The sequence below is a fragment of the Flagellimonas zhangzhouensis genome (assembly GCF_900102925.1).
Lineage (GTDB): Bacteria > Bacteroidota > Bacteroidia > Flavobacteriales > Flavobacteriaceae > Flagellimonas > Flagellimonas zhangzhouensis.
This window is the reverse complement of record NZ_FNKI01000002.1, coordinates 490,373-505,172: the sequence shown is the minus strand read 5'-3', so window position 1 is coordinate 505,172 and position 14,800 is coordinate 490,373. Positions and strand designations below refer to the sequence as shown.

Below are 14,800 nucleotides of genomic sequence, written 5' to 3'. Positions count from 1 at the left end.
CTCCCTTAGGAATATAAGATTAACTTTATTTAACGCTGAAACACAGTGTTATTCACGCACTGTTAACAATTTACATTTTATCGCGTCCCAAATAATCGTATTTTTAGCACCTAACTTACTATGAAATGGGCAAGATTATTGCAATTGCAAACCAAAAGGGAGGTGTAGGTAAAACTACCACCACGGTAAACCTTGCAGCATCCCTAGGTGTATTGGAAAAAAAGGTGTTATTGATTGATGCCGATCCCCAAGCCAATGCAACTTCAGGTTTGGGAATCGATGTAGATTCCGTTGAACACGGCACTTACCAATTATTGGAACATACCATGAACGTGGACGAAGTTATCGTCCAAACAGATTCCCCAAATGTAGATTTGATTCCAGCGCACATCGACCTTGTGGCCATCGAAATTGAATTGGTGGACAAAGACAATCGTGAGTACATGTTAAAAGAAGCGCTCAAAGAACTGGGCGACCGCTATGACTTTGTACTGATTGACTGCGCACCATCTTTAGGTTTATTGACTCTAAATGCGCTTACCGCAGCAGATTCCGTTATGATTCCAATTCAATGTGAATACTTCGCTTTGGAAGGACTTGGAAAATTGTTGAATACGGTAAAGAGCGTTCAAAAAATACACAACAACGACTTGGATATCGAAGGTATGTTGTTAACCATGTACGATTCAAGGTTACGCCTATCCAACCAAGTTGTGGAAGAAGTTAAAAAACACTTCGCGGATATGGTTTTCGATACCATTATCCAAAGAAATGTTAGGCTGAGTGAGGCCCCAAGTTATGGTGAAAGCATTATAAAATATGATGCGAGCAGCAAAGGCGCCTCAAATTACCTTAACTTGGCCAACGAAATTTTGAAGAAAAACAAGGAGAAAGTTTAAATGGCGAAAGCAACTAAAAAACAGGCTTTGGGTAGAGGCCTGTCCGCGCTTTTAAAAGATCCAGAGAACGACATTCAATCGGTATCTGACAAAAATGCGGATCAGGTTATTGGTAACGTAGTGGAATTGGACATTCAGTCCATTGAAGTAAACCCCTTTCAGCCCCGCTCCAACTTTAACGACGAAGCCCTTACAGAATTGGCCAGTTCCATTCGTGAACTTGGCATTATACAGCCTATTACGGTACGAAAACTGGATTTCAACAAATTCCAGTTGGTTTCAGGTGAACGAAGGTTCCGTGCCTCTAAATTGGTGGGCTTGGAAACTATTCCTGCCTATATCCGTATTGCCAACGACCAAGAATCGTTGGAGATGGCATTGGTCGAAAACATTCAAAGGCAAGACCTTGACCCTATCGAAATTGCACTTTCTTATCAAAGGTTGATCGATGAGATTGAAATCACCCAAGAAAAATTAAGTGATCGTGTTGGAAAAAAACGTTCTACCATCACCAATTACCTTAGACTTTTAAAATTGGACCCAATCATCCAAACAGGGATGCGCGATGGCTTTATCAGCATGGGCCACGGAAGGGCTCTTATCAACATAGATAAAAAGAAAGAGCAGATTGCCATTTATGAAAAAGTGGTTTCCGATGGACTTTCGGTAAGAGACACTGAGAAATTAGTAAAATCATTAAAAGAGCCTCAAGGTTCAGATTCGGAAAAGAAAAAAGACACCAAAGCAGCTCCCGAATATGTGACCAATGGCTTAAAAGCTATCAAGGATCATCTGGCAGCGAAAGTAGATATTACCACTTCATCGAATGGAAAAGGTAAAATTGTCATTCCATTTCATTCCGAAGAAGAATTCAAGAGGATTAAAAAAATACTTACAGGTGACTAAAAACCTATTCTTTTTGTTCTTTTTCATACTGTTTCTCCAAAGTGGTTTTTCCCAAGAAGAGAAAGAAGGTGAACCCACAGAAGTTCCACAAGCAAAGGAAATAGAACCCACACAACAAATACAAGGCGAGGGAGTCACTTTTGAAGAAGTCAGTAAAAAACAAAATATAAATCCCTTGGCCCCCAGTAAAGCAGCATTCTATTCTGCCGTTTTACCTGGGCTTGGACAGATATACAATCGTCGATATTGGAAGGCACCGATAGTTTGGGGAGCCCTAGGAACAGGTATATATGTGTATTCCTATAATAACACTGAATACCGCAGGGCCAGAAATGCTTTTAAAAGACGTTTGGCTGGTTTTAGTGATGATGAGTTTTACGACATCAATGGAGACGGCTCAGGTCCAGATATTTCGGATGAAGCACTTCAAGAAGCTCAGGAAAACACCCAACGTGATAGAGATTTGGCGTTAGTAATCACAATCGCACTTTATGCTCTTAACATAATTGACGCCAATGTGGATTCCCACTTACAGCAATATAATGTAGATGATAACCTAGCGTTGGATTTTCAACCTTTTATCGACATCAACCCCTTTACCAACCAGCCGAATTATGGCATGGCTCTGGTGGTTAAATTTTAGCTTATGAATATTGGTCTTTTTGGATATGGGAAAATGGGAAAAATGATTGAGCAAATCGCTCAAAAGAGAGGCCATTCCATTGTTGCAAAAATTGACGATGCATCTCAACCTATTGATTATAAATCGATGGATGTTGCGATAGATTTTAGCACGCCAGAATCCGCTTTTGGTAATATCACCAATTGTTTTAAAAATGGAGTACCCGTAATTTGCGGCACTACTGGATGGTTGGAACGCTACGCCGAAGCTGTTGAAATCTGCAATGATAACAAAGGAGGTTTTATTTATGCCTCAAATTTCAGTTTAGGAGTTAACATCTTTTTTGAACTCAATGCCCAATTAGCCAAAATGATGGCAAATTTAGAAGAGTACAAAGTTTCCATGGAAGAAATCCATCATACCCAAAAATTGGATGCCCCAAGTGGAACCGCTATCACCCTTGCTGAAGGCATTATTGAAAATACCCCTTATGAGAAATGGAAATTGGAAGAATCAGGTGATAAAACCATTCCCATAAAATCCATTCGGGAAGGTATGGTTCCTGGAACGCATAGCATTGCCTATGAGAGTGCTGTGGACAAAATTGAGATTAAGCATGAGGCTCATAACCGCGAGGGATTTGCCCTTGGTGCTGTGATTGCATCGGAATGGATTGCTGGAAAATCAGGCATCTTTTCTATGAAAGATGTGTTAAACCTAAGCTAAAAAACGTAACAAGAATATAGACTTCGAGTCTTACTAAGAAACTTTTTATATGGACGGTACACAGTGGATTATTTTTATCCTGCTCATCCAAGTCATCCACTTTTTGGGCACCTGGAAACTATATGTAAAAGCTGGCAGAAAAGCTTGGGAAGCAGCCATCCCAGTTTATAACGGCATTGTATTGATGAAAATAATCAATAGGCCTTGGTGGTGGGTATTGTTATTGTTTATTCCCATCATCAATTTATTGATGTTCCCTGTGGTGTGGGTTGAGACCATCCGCAGTTTTGGAAAACATTCGGTGGTAGATACCTGGTTGGTGATTTTGACCCTTGGATTCTACACCTATTACATCAACTATGTGGAAGATGTAAAATATATTGAAGATAGGGACCTAAAACCAAGAACTGGATTGGGCGAATGGGTAAGTTCCATTGTTTTTGCCGTTGTTGCAGCAACTTTTGTACACACTTATTTTATTCAACCTTATGTAATTCCAACAGGTTCATTAGAGCGTACTCTGCGTGTTGGGGATTTTCTATTTGTAAGCAAGTTCCATTATGGCGCAAGGGTTCCCATGACCACTTTGGCCGCTCCTATGGTTCACGATACCCTTCCTGTACTTCATACCAAATCCTATTTGGCAGATGTAAATCCAGAGACCTACAAGACTTCTTGGATCAACAAATTGCAATTGCCCTATATGCGATTACCAGGCTTTGAAAGGGTTAAAAAGAACGATATTGTTGTATTTAGTCTACCTGCGGATACCTTGGTTCAGTTTTTTAGGGCAGACAAACCTGTAAAGAAACCAATCGATAAAAAATCCAACTACGTTAAACGTTGTGTGGGTACTCCTGGGGATTCCTTATCGGTAATAAACGGCGATGTTTATATTGATGGAGAACAACTACAATTGTCAGATCGTGCCAAACCTATGTTCGTTTACGACATCTATTCAAAAAATGGAGTGTCTAGCCGTTATTTGGAAGAAGTGGATGCTTCTGATTATGTGCGCAAATACATTGCCACTAACATCAATGAAGCCCAATACAATGCACTTGCAGCTTATGTTTCTGGAGCCAAGCCTACCGAAGATGGTAAAATAGAGTTATACACTGCGGAAAAAGGGATTCCAACCAATGTTATTCGACAACTTAGACTTTCACTTTCTGAGGAAAAGCCATTGAACAGAATGGCCAATTTAACTGATGAAATGGTAGAGTCACTGCGAAACAATCCAGAAATTGATTCTGTAGTAAGAACCATAGAACCAAAGGGGATGTATGGGACAAATATTTTCCCTCAAAAACCTAACCTATACCCTTGGAACAACGACAATTTTGGTCCTATTTATATTCCAGAAGCGGGCAAGACTGTTGAAATCAACGCGAAGACAATTCCTTTATACAAAAAAATCATCCGCGATTACGAACACAACGATGTAAAAATCACTGGCGATAAAGTCTTCATCAATGGTCAAGAAGCCAATTCTTATACCTTTAGACAAGATTATTACTGGATGATGGGTGACAACCGTGATCATTCCGAAGATAGTAGAACTTGGGGTTATGTTCCTGCAGACCACATTGTGGGTAAACCTGTTTTCCTTTGGATGAGTTTTGACAACTTTAGGGAAGGAATTTCCAATTGGAGAGTGCGTTGGAATCGTGTTTTCACCACCGTTGGAGGAAGCGGAGAACCAGTTTCTTATTTCTGGTATTTTATCGCTGTATTGGCTGGTTGGTTTATTTTTGATTTCTTCCGCAAGAAAAAGAAGCAAAAAGCTGATTAATTCATTAAACCATTGGTTCTTTGAAAATACTTCTTCATCCCTCTTATTTTCCAAGTATAGCAACATTTGCCGCCATTGTGCAACATGAAGTGATCTGGGAGGCAAAGGATAATTTTCAAAAGCAAACCTATAGAAATCGATGTTACATTTCAACGGATAAGGGCAAACATATGCTCAATATTCCAATTAAACATTCAGGTGGAAAAGAAGGAAGACAAAAATATGCTGATGTAACCACAGAAAACAGTTACAATTGGAAAAAGGAACATTGGCGTACTTTGGAAACAGCCTATCGTACTTCACCATTTTTTGAGTTTTATGAAGATGAAATTCGACCTTTATATGAAGGTTCGGATGACAATCTATTTGGCTTCAATTTAAAATCCATAGAAATCATTGCGGGTTGTATTGGCATAACAATTCATGAGGAAAAGACGGACTCTTACAAAGTAGCTCCTGAAGATGTTTTTGATGCCCGTTTTTTAGTTGAAGCCAAGAAAGAGAAAAAAATGGATTTGGACACTTATCCTCAGGTTTTTGAAGAACGACATGGGTTTATTCCCAACCTGAGCATTTTAGACCTTTTGTTCAACGAAGGGACCAATACACTGACCTACCTTAAAAATCAACCTTTGGATTTTACAACTCATGCTTAGGCATATTGTTCATTACGGCATCCATTTTATTGTTCCAATCCTTATTGCGTTTTGGTTTTTCAAAGACAATAAAGCAAAAGTTGCATTGATTCTTCTCGCTGGGATATTAATAGACGTCGATCATTTATTTGCCAATCCCCTATTTGACCCTGACCGTTGTAGCATCGGTTTTCATCCACTACATAGTTATTGGGCGATTGCAATCTATGCTATTCTGCCATTTTTTCGTGTAACCCGAATTCTTGGTTTGGCATTAATCCTACATATTATTGCAGATGGGCTGGATTGCCTACTCATGTGAAGGCAATCTCAAAGTAGCCATAATGGGATAATGATCGGATAATTTCACATCAAAATTTTGATGTGAGAGGACCTCGAACTCTGGGTCGGCTAATATATAGTCGATTCGCAAAGGAATTTTCCACAATTCATATGTTCCACCAAAACCTGACCCTGTTTCCAAAAAAGTATCGACCATTTCGCCCCTTACGATTTTGTAAATATTAGAAAATTGAGTGTTGTTAAAATCTCCACATACTAAATTGACATGAGGACTTTTATCATAGTGAGATCTAAAAATTTGTGCCTGCTCTAATTGCTTAGCAAAAGTACCAACCAATCTTCTCAGTGTTTTTTCAGATTTTTTACTATCTGAAAAATTATCAGAACTAGGTATAATTCTAAAAGATTGAAAATGTGCATTGTAAACTCTTATAGTGTCATTTTTAAAAACTATGTCTACATAAATTATATTGTTATTAGTTCTAGGTAAATCAAGGGACCCCTCACCCACAATAGGATATTTAGAAAATATAGCTTGTGTAGCCCTATGGTTTGAAATTGGTGATTCACTTCGATATGGATATTGCCTTAATTGTTCAAACCTTGCTCTACTATGTTCTTGAATAACTAAAATATCGGCATCTTGTTTTTTAATAAATGATATAATGCTATCACCTACTCCATACCCATTCATCCATCCATTCTTATTAAAGCCTCTGGTATTGAAGGACATCACCTTCAATTCATCCCGTCCAGCTTCCTTTACACCTGAATCGCCAAATCCATAAAAATGTCCAAATGACAAAAGGCCAACAATAATAGTAAAAAGTGAATATAGAAATTGGCTTTTTCGTTTCAATAGCCAATACAATAAAAACAAAATGTGAAGAAAAAATAGCCCAGGAACTACTAAACTAAGAATAGAAAACACCCTAACAAACTGATATGGAACAAACGAACACAAACAAGCTGTTAACAGTAATATCACAACCAAAACATTGATTGCAAAAACAACTTTGTCAAAAAAAGATAGCCCTTTCACAACTTAATCCTCCTTACCTGCCTTAAACAAAAAGTCCTTTTCCTCCTTGGACAAACTCTCGTAGCCCGATTTGCTAATTTTGTCCAAAATGGAATCTATCTTTTTCTGCTTGGCCTGTTTGTCATACGCAGCCTTACTTTGGGACTCTGATTTGTTTCGATATACCGTTTTCATGGGCGCTTTTTTCTCCCTAGGTTTAAAAAGCCCAGCAATAGCCTCCCTAAACTTGGTAAAACCAGCTCCAATGTCGTTTCCTTGAAACAACTGTCGAGCATAAACATACCCCAACAAAGCTCCTCCCAAGTGGGCCAATCCACCACCGATGTTATCACCCATTCCAATAAGCACCAGATCTTTGATGACCAAAGCGGCACCGATGTACCATAATTTAATATTGAAAAAGAATACACGGACTTCTTGATTTGGAATATAAGCACAAACAAAAATCAATACTGCGTTTACTCCTGCCGAAGCACCAATCAGCGCCGTATTGGCATTTACTAAAGTTGGGAACACATTATACCCCAAAAGGAACATAGCCCCACCAAATATAACACCTAAGAAATATACATTGATAAAGCGTTGCCCATCAAACAAATTCAAGAAGATCCTGCTGGCAAAATAAAGTATGATCATATTCCAAAAAATATGACCCAAACCAGCATGTAAAAAAGAATAAGTAAACAAAGACCATGGCTGACCTATAAATTCCAAAAAATCTTTAGGTAGTTGAAACCAATTGGCAAAAGAAAACCCGAAAAGAGCTTTGGACAATCCATCCAAAAGAAAAATCAGAACATTTACAGCAATGAGCTTTTCGGCTATGCTAAGCCGAGCAAATTGGTATTGTAGTCCTCCACTTCCCATATACTAATTCCACCGATTATCGTTAAACTGATTCTTTTTCCAGTACCACATCATTACAAATCCTATTAAAGCCCCACCAATATGCGCAAAGTGAGCCACTCCTGTGTTGACATTTCCGATACCGAAAATTAAATCCACAGCAATTAAAATGGGCACAAAATATTTGGCCTTAATGGGTACAGGTAAAAATATAAGCATCAATTTAGCCTCCGAATACATAAAAGCAAAAGCCACCAAAATACCATAAATGGCACCTGACGCACCAACCGCGGGCGTGTTGTAAGCCGACAGCATATTATCAATGGTAACTTTGGATGCGATATTGTACCACCCTGGACTATATTGACCGTTTGCCAAAATATCCATTATCTGTGTTCTGGCAATGCCCGCACCCTCCAATGCACTGATTCCCTCGTTGAAAAGGAAAAAATTAACTCCACTATGCAATGCAGCCGAACCTAATCCAGCAGAAAAATAGAAGAACAAAAACTTATTTCTGCCCCAAATACGCTCCAAAGGCGTTCCAAAAGCCCAAAGTGCATACATATTGAACACAATGTGCATTAAATTACCGTGCATGAACATGTGGCTAATAATCTGCCACCATTCAAAATTGGGATTCTTGGGAAACCAAAGTGACATCCATTGGAACATTTGGTCTCCATATAGTTGTGTGGCAAAAAACATGATCACGTTAACGATCAAAATGTGTTTTACTGCCTCTGTCAATCTACCCATTTAGCTGAATTTTTTATCGATATCCCCTTCGGAGATAATGGTGTATGTTATTTTTTGTGAGGGACTTAATGTCGGTTCTTTACAAGCAAACAAATTGTTCACCAAGGCCATTTGCGATTCTTGATCTAGTACTTCTCCCGTTTTTACGGCGAGATTTCTGGACAAAACTTCGGCCAACATCTCTGCTTGGGAAATAGAACCATCTCCATAACCCTCTCTATAATCCGCTATCAAACGATCTAAAACCGTACCAATTCCAGATTCGGGTACCAATAAGGGCACGCCTGTCACTTTTACCGTTTCATGTTCTAAACTTTCAAAGGCAAACCCAATATTGGTCAAGCTTTCACTAATATCGTTCAAAATGCCTAATTCTTGTTTGTTGAAACTTAATTCTAGTGGGAACAACAATTGCTGACTCACCCCTTCCTTTACTGTGATTTCCTTTAGGAACTTTTCAAAAAGAATACGCTCGTGGGCTCGTTTTTGATGAATCACCAACATTCCCGACTTTACCGTACTCACCACATATTTTCTGCGTAATTGAAAAGTAGAAGCCATGTGTTCTTCAGCCTGTTCACTGTCATAGAGCGTTCCCTGTTCATCACTTTCAGATTCAATCACCAAACTACTGAACTGTTCCACATCCACTTCTTGTTCCAATCCCTCATACAGATTTTCCCATCCCTTGGTACTTTGTTTTTGAAATGTACCTCCCCCAGAACTTTTGCTCTTTGGAACTTCCTGAAATGGATTAAAGTTTGAATCCACCGTCACCTTGGGCAAAACGGCCCCTTTTTCTTTGTAATTATATGGAGTGTCCAGATTAGGGTCGTGCTCAAAATCGAGTACGGGAGCAACGTTGAATTGCCCCAAGCTATGCTTAATGGTGGAACGAAGAATGGCATAGAGGGTATTCTCATCATCAAACTTCACCTCTGTTTTAGTGGGGTGAATGTTGATATCAATGGAACCTGGATCCACTTCCAAATACAAAAAATACCCAGGGAACATTTCCGATTTGATCAAACCCTCAAATGCAGCTGAAACAGCATGATGCAAATACGGACTTTTAATGTATCGGTTATTGGCAAAGAAAAACTGCTCTCCCCTGCTCTTTTTGGCAAATTCAGGTTTACAAATAAATCCTGAAACCTTTAATACTTCGGTTTCCTCGTTTACAGGAACCAATCTAGTTTCCATTCGGCTCCCGAAAATATGCGCAATGCGTTGACGGTGTTTGGTCTTGGGAAGATTAAAAATCTCCGAGCCATTATTGTAAAAATGAAACTCAATATTCGGGTGCACCAAGGCAACACGATGAAACTCGTCAGTGATATGACGAAGTTCCACTTGGTTCGATTTTAAAAAATTGCGTCGTGCGGGAATATTAAAAAAAAGATTTTTTACCAAAATGGAAGTCCCTTTTGGGGTTGCCACCACCTCTTGGGAAACAATTTTACTCCCCTCTATTTTAAGGTGGGTGCCAACATCATTCGACGCGGTTCGGGTTTGCATATCCACATGCGCAATCGCGGCAATGGAAGCTAAAGCCTCACCTCTAAACCCCTTGGTATTTAAATTGAATAGATCCTGTGCAGATGATATTTTGGAGGTAGCATGACGCTCAAATGACAATCGAGCATCTGTTTCACTCATTCCCAATCCATCATCCACAACTTGAATTAGGGTTTTACCCCCATCCTTAATAATCAATTTGATGGATTCGGCTCCAGCATCAATGGCATTTTCCATAAGCTCCTTAACTACAGAAGCTGGGCGTTGCACCACCTCCCCTGCGGCTATTTGGTTGGCGACATGGTCTGGTAAAAGCTTAATAATGTCCGCCATTATGGATTCCAGAATATAGAAAGATCAAAGTCTATGATGAAGAGAAACAGCAATATCAAAACGGCCACAATGATCCAAAAACGAATTTTAAGGTTCCTGTCCCCCTCCGTTTGCAGATCATCCATGGCAGAGGTAAACTTATTTTTAAGGCCTCTATTTGTATGCGCTGTGCTTCGAAACTGATCTAGTTTGTGTTCTATTTTATACGGATTGCCCTGTCCCTTGTAGTATCGTGGGGAGTAATCAAAATTTTTATTTTTCCTAAGTTTTAAAGGGTTTCGCATGGCATTTGTATCCGTGTAACCTCAAAGGTACTTAAAATAGGAAAAAGGGGTTGGACGGTTCTCCCAAAAAATGTTAACAGTGGGTGGATTATTAGATGGTTGGATTTTTAGAGGATTGGAATACTGGATTGTTGGATTTCTAGAAAATCTTGATCTTGAAACTTGAACTAATACTTGTAACTTGAGTTTGAATCTGATTGCTGGATTATTAGATATTTGGATTATTGGACAGCTGGATATTAGAATACCAGAAAAGTTTGAACATGAACTTGAAACTTGAGTTTGACTCTGATTGCTGGATTATTGGATTGTTGGATTTTTAGAAAATCCTGAACTTGAACTTGAGTTTGTGTTTGAGCTTAAACCTCCATCTATTTCCCCAATACCGCCATTTGAATGGCAACAATTGCAGCTTCGGTTCCTTTGTTTCCATGTTTTCCTCCACTTCTGGCTCTTGACTGTTCAATGTTGTCGTCGGTCAATACACAGAAAATTACGGGCACATCGTAAGCTACGTTCAAATCCTTGATACCCTCTGCAGTGGCACTGCACACAAAATCAAAATGACTGGTTTCCCCACGAATCACGCTACCGATAGCAATAATAGCATCCACTTCTTGGGTCTGAATCATTTTTTTGCATCCGAAAGTAAGCTCAAAACTTCCAGGAACATTCCAACGTAAAATATTTTCGGAGGTGGCCCCACAATCCAATAGTGCTTCTTCAGCACCTTGATAAAGGGCTTCAGTAATTTCGTCGTTCCATTCAGAAACAACAATCCCAAACCGAAGATCCTTCGCGTTTGGGATTTTATTTATATCGTAAACTGATAAGTTTTTGTTCTCTGTGGCCATGTTTTAGTTTTGGGCCATTCCAATCAAGGCCTCTACACCATTTCCTTCTTGTGAACCTGGATATTCTTCTTTGATACGCTCAAAGTATCCAAGTGCTTTGTCTTTCTGACCCAATTCCATAGCAATTACACCTGCCTTGTACAAAAATCTTGGTGCAGTGAATTCGTTGTCGCTATGAGCGATGGCTTTTTCGTAATAATCCAAAGCATCCTCTTGCTGATTCAATTGGGAAAAAGCATCTCCAATACCACCTTTGGCCATAGCTCCCATAATATCGTCATCCGAAGAGAAACTTTCCAAATGAGAAATAGCCTGATCGTATTGTTTCAAGTTCAAATAGGTCATTCCAGCAGAATACTTAGCCAAGTTAGCGGCTTTTGTTCCACTATACTCCTCGATAATATCCAAGAAACCATATTTACCTTGAGCACCGTTCAATGCCATAGTAAACAAAGAATCTCTTTCAGTTTCACTGGCCAAAGCCTGATCAAAATATTGTTGTGGATAAAATAATTCGTTGGCCGCAGAAGCTTCCTTCGGATTTTGGATAAATTGGTGGTATCCCAAGTAAGCCAATACCCCAACAGCAATGGCTCCGATTACCCCCAAAATGTAGTTTTGGTTCTTCTGAACCCACTCTTCGGTCTTGGAAGCGCTTTCGTCCAAGGTGTTGAAAACCTCTGCCGTTGTACTGTCGTGTTCTTCTATCTGAGCTTCTTCCGCCTTATTCTTTGGCTTAAAGCCTCTCTTCTTGTATGTTGCCATCCGTCATTAAATTGGTCGCGCAAAAATAAAGTTTTTATCCAAAAACAAAAGGTAAATTATTCGTTATTTTTGGAACCCTGTTTTGGATAGGTAGATTGTAAAACCCACTTTGTTTCTCATTTCCCATATGTTTTTAAGACATTTATCTTTAGTCAATTACAAGAATTTTGATTCCAAGACCTTGGAGTTCGACCCTGTAATCAACTGTCTTGTGGGAGACAACGGCGTAGGAAAGACCAATGTTTTGGATGCCATTTATCACCTCAGTTTCGGAAAAAGTTACTTTAATCCTGTATCTACACAGAATATTAAACATGGCACCGAATTTTTTGTGGTCGAGGGGGAGTTTGAAAAGGAAAATCGCACCGAAAAAATCATTTGCTCCTTTAAAAAGGGAACCAAAAAAGTAATCAAGCGCAATGGAAAACCCTATGAAAAGTTCTCCGAACACATTGGTTTTTTGCCCTTGGTGATGATTTCACCTGCCGATCGCGATTTGATATTGGAGGGTAGTGAAACCCGTAGAAAGTTTATGGACGAGGTAATTTCCCAATCGGATAAAAGCTATCTGCAGAACCTCATCAAATACAATAAGGTAATCTCGCAACGGAATTCCTTGCTGAAATATTTTGTGGCCAACCATACGTTCGACCCTAACACTTTGGCCATATATAATGAACAATTGCATGGTTTAGGAACGGAAATCCATAAAAAACGGGTGGAGTTCATCGAGTCTTTCATTCCTATTTTCCAGGAGCAGTATCAACATATTTCCGAAAAGGATGAGCAAATTTTGCTTTCTTATGAAAGTCAACTTTCGGAACGTCCGCTTTTGGAATTATTGGAATCCAATCTTGAAAAAGACCGAGCTTTGCAATATACTTCGGTGGGCATTCATAAAGATGACCTGGGCTTTACCATTGCAGGGCATCCCATTAAAAAATTTGGCAGCCAGGGACAACAAAAATCCTTTTTGATTGCTTTAAAATTGGCACAATTCCACTTTATAAAAGAGTTGGCCAACACTACCCCGATTTTGTTGTTGGATGATATTTTTGATAAGTTGGATGAGCATCGGGTTTCACAAATCGTTGGCTTGGTGAAAAACGACAATTTCGGACAGATTTTCATCAGTGACACCCACCCAGAGCGAACCGAAAATGTAGTTAAAAACATCCATCAAAGCTATAAAATCTTTACCTTGTAGTATCATGAAAAAAATCGTCCCATTTCTTTTTTTACTGTTCATTTTTGCCTGTCAAGACTCCCCCTCCGTAGCTGAATCAGACCTACATTATTTAAATGGGTATTGGGAAATTTCGGAAGTGGAATTCCCCGATGGCAGTTTGAAAGAGTATGGGCTCAACTCCAACATCGACTTTATTCAATTGGAAGATGGCAAAGGGTTTCGGAAAAAACTTCAGGCCAATTTGGGTGGTACTTATGACACTTCGAACCATGATGTGGAGCAATTGACCGTAAGCCCCTCCAACGACATATTTATTATGAGCTATGATAATGAATTCAGTCAATGGCAAGAAAAATTGGTGCATCTCGATTCCTTTTCATTTTCAGTAGTGAACAATGAGGGGGTTACTTATAACTACAAACGTTTCGAACCCATTAAAATCCCACAATAATGGCCAAAAGACACAATACAAATTTGCCGTTGAGTGAAGCCTTGAACGAGTTCATTAAAGAAAATAAGCTCCAAAAAGGTATGGATAAGGTTGATGTTCGTGAGGCATGGGCAACATTAATGGGGAATGGGGTGAACAACTACACTACTGGCGTAGAGCTTAAGAATGAAACGCTTTTTATTTCTCTCTCATCATCTGTTTTACGAGAAGAACTAAGCTTGGGAAAATCCAAAATTATTTCAATGGTGAATGAGGAGCTGGGACGGGAATTGGTCAAGAAATTGGTGTTGCGTTAAAAATGTAGTCATTTCAACAGAGCAGAGCGACGAGTAATCCAACGTTAACCTGAATAAACGGTTGAAGAGATTCCGCAACAAGTGCGGAATAAAAAAAGCCACCCAAAAAGAGTGGCTTTCAAATTTTTATCAGCTTGCTTTTAGAAAATTTCGCGACCTGAAAAATGGAATGCACCTTCAATGGCAGCATTCTCATCGCTATCAGAACCGTGAACAGCATTTTCACCAATACTGGCAGCATACAATTTACGGATGGTACCCTCTGCCGCATCAGCAGGATTGGTAGCGCCGATCAATGCACGAAAATCATCAACAGCATTGTCTTTTTCCAAGATGGCAGCAACAATAGGACCTCTGGTCATAAACTCAACCAACTCTCCAAAAAATGGACGCTCTCTGTGAATGCCATAAAACTCCTCAGCATCTCTTTGACTCAATTGAGTGTACTTCATGGCTACGATTTTGAATCCAGCAGCCGTTATTTTTTCCAAGATGGCACCGATGTATCCGTTTTCAACAGCATCTGGTTTGATCATGGTAAATGTTCTATTTCCAGTCATTTTTTATAGAATTTTGC

At 39.3% G+C, this 14,800-nt stretch carries 18 protein-coding genes; 10 read left to right on the top strand and 8 right to left on the bottom strand.

What is annotated here, in order from left to right:
• Positions 1-125: 125 nt before the first annotated feature.
• From BLQ18_RS09155 to BLQ18_RS17095, 7 genes are read left to right on the top strand one after another with little or no spacing between them, the layout of a single operon-like run.
• A complete protein-coding gene (locus tag BLQ18_RS09155; protein WP_090294630.1) occupies positions 126-899 on the top strand; it encodes a ParA family protein in 774 nt (257 codons plus the stop codon).
• Entirely contained in the window at positions 900-1,805 is a 906-nt protein-coding gene (locus tag BLQ18_RS09150) for a ParB/RepB/Spo0J family partition protein (protein WP_090294627.1), read from the top strand. It abuts the gene before it with no gap.
• Positions 1,798-2,448 carry a DUF5683 domain-containing protein gene (locus BLQ18_RS09145; RefSeq protein WP_090294624.1) on the top strand — a complete coding sequence of 217 codons (651 nt, stop codon included), beginning with the start codon at positions 1,798-1,800 and terminating at the stop codon, positions 2,446-2,448. The genes BLQ18_RS09150 and BLQ18_RS09145 overlap by 8 nt, the downstream gene beginning before the upstream one ends.
• A 3-nt stretch (positions 2,449-2,451) precedes the next feature.
• On the top strand, positions 2,452-3,153 hold the full coding sequence (gene dapB, locus BLQ18_RS09140) for a 4-hydroxy-tetrahydrodipicolinate reductase (protein ID WP_090294621.1): 702 nt from the start codon (positions 2,452-2,454) through the stop codon (positions 3,151-3,153).
• Between the two features lie 49 nt (positions 3,154-3,202).
• Positions 3,203-4,948, top strand: a complete 1,746-nt coding sequence (gene lepB, locus BLQ18_RS09135) for a signal peptidase I (RefSeq protein WP_090294618.1) — start codon at positions 3,203-3,205, stop codon at positions 4,946-4,948.
• A 20-nt stretch (positions 4,949-4,968) separates the two neighbouring features.
• On the top strand, positions 4,969-5,604 hold the full coding sequence (locus tag BLQ18_RS09130) for a WbqC family protein (RefSeq protein WP_090294616.1): 636 nt from the start codon (positions 4,969-4,971) through the stop codon (positions 5,602-5,604).
• Positions 5,597-5,905 (top strand): DUF6122 family protein, encoded by a 309-nt coding sequence (locus BLQ18_RS17095; protein WP_090294613.1) that lies wholly within the window; start codon positions 5,597-5,599, stop codon positions 5,903-5,905. The genes BLQ18_RS09130 and BLQ18_RS17095 overlap by 8 nt, the downstream gene beginning before the upstream one ends.
• Here BLQ18_RS17095 and BLQ18_RS09120 read toward each other — a convergent pair.
• From BLQ18_RS09120 to BLQ18_RS09090, 7 genes are all read right to left on the bottom strand, one after another.
• A complete protein-coding gene (locus tag BLQ18_RS09120; protein ID WP_139150381.1) occupies positions 5,894-6,745 on the bottom strand; it encodes an endonuclease/exonuclease/phosphatase family protein in 852 nt (283 codons plus the stop codon). The two genes, BLQ18_RS17095 and BLQ18_RS09120, sit on opposite strands and share 12 nt — an antisense overlap.
• Positions 6,746-6,931: 186 nt before the next feature.
• A complete protein-coding gene (locus tag BLQ18_RS09115) occupies positions 6,932-7,795 on the bottom strand; it encodes a rhomboid family intramembrane serine protease (RefSeq protein ID WP_090294608.1) in 864 nt (287 codons plus the stop codon).
• Between the two features lie 3 nt (positions 7,796-7,798).
• On the bottom strand, positions 7,799-8,533 hold the full coding sequence (locus tag BLQ18_RS09110) for a rhomboid family intramembrane serine protease (RefSeq protein ID WP_090294606.1): 735 nt from the start codon (positions 8,531-8,533) through the stop codon (positions 7,799-7,801).
• Positions 8,534-10,384: a DNA mismatch repair endonuclease MutL gene (mutL, locus tag BLQ18_RS09105; protein WP_090294604.1), complete on the bottom strand. Its 1,851-nt coding sequence runs from the start codon at positions 10,382-10,384 to the stop codon at positions 8,534-8,536.
• Positions 10,384-10,668: a riboflavin synthase subunit beta gene (locus BLQ18_RS09100; RefSeq protein ID WP_090294602.1), complete on the bottom strand. Its 285-nt coding sequence runs from the start codon at positions 10,666-10,668 to the stop codon at positions 10,384-10,386. Before BLQ18_RS09100 ends, mutL begins: the two co-directional genes overlap by 1 nt.
• Positions 10,669-11,039: 371 nt before the next feature.
• On the bottom strand, positions 11,040-11,522 hold the full coding sequence (gene ribH, locus BLQ18_RS09095; RefSeq protein ID WP_090294599.1) for a 6,7-dimethyl-8-ribityllumazine synthase: 483 nt from the start codon (positions 11,520-11,522) through the stop codon (positions 11,040-11,042).
• Positions 11,523-11,525: 3 nt separating this feature from the next.
• A complete protein-coding gene (locus BLQ18_RS09090; RefSeq protein ID WP_090294596.1) occupies positions 11,526-12,287 on the bottom strand; it encodes a tetratricopeptide repeat protein in 762 nt (253 codons plus the stop codon).
• Positions 12,288-12,414: 127 nt separating this feature from the next.
• Here BLQ18_RS09090 and recF point away from each other — a divergent pair, with 127 nt between their 5' ends.
• Genes recF through BLQ18_RS09075 form a run of 3 tightly spaced genes read left to right on the top strand, consistent with a single transcriptional unit; the run spans position 12,415 to position 14,223 of the window.
• Positions 12,415-13,494 carry a DNA replication/repair protein RecF gene (recF, locus tag BLQ18_RS09085; RefSeq protein ID WP_090294594.1) on the top strand — a complete coding sequence of 360 codons (1,080 nt, stop codon included), beginning with the start codon at positions 12,415-12,417 and terminating at the stop codon, positions 13,492-13,494.
• A gap of 4 nt (positions 13,495-13,498) precedes the next feature.
• Complete coding sequence (locus BLQ18_RS09080) at positions 13,499-13,927, top strand: hypothetical protein (RefSeq protein WP_090294592.1); 429 nt, start codon at positions 13,499-13,501, stop codon at positions 13,925-13,927.
• A complete protein-coding gene (locus BLQ18_RS09075) occupies positions 13,927-14,223 on the top strand; it encodes a DciA family protein (RefSeq protein WP_090294590.1) in 297 nt (98 codons plus the stop codon). Before BLQ18_RS09080 ends, BLQ18_RS09075 begins: the two co-directional genes overlap by 1 nt.
• Before the next feature lie 140 nt (positions 14,224-14,363).
• On the opposite strand, the gene BLQ18_RS09070 is transcribed toward BLQ18_RS09075, so the two are convergent.
• Positions 14,364-14,783: a nucleoside-diphosphate kinase gene (locus tag BLQ18_RS09070; protein ID WP_090294588.1), complete on the bottom strand. Its 420-nt coding sequence runs from the start codon at positions 14,781-14,783 to the stop codon at positions 14,364-14,366.
• Between the last annotated feature and the right edge of the window lie 17 nt (positions 14,784-14,800).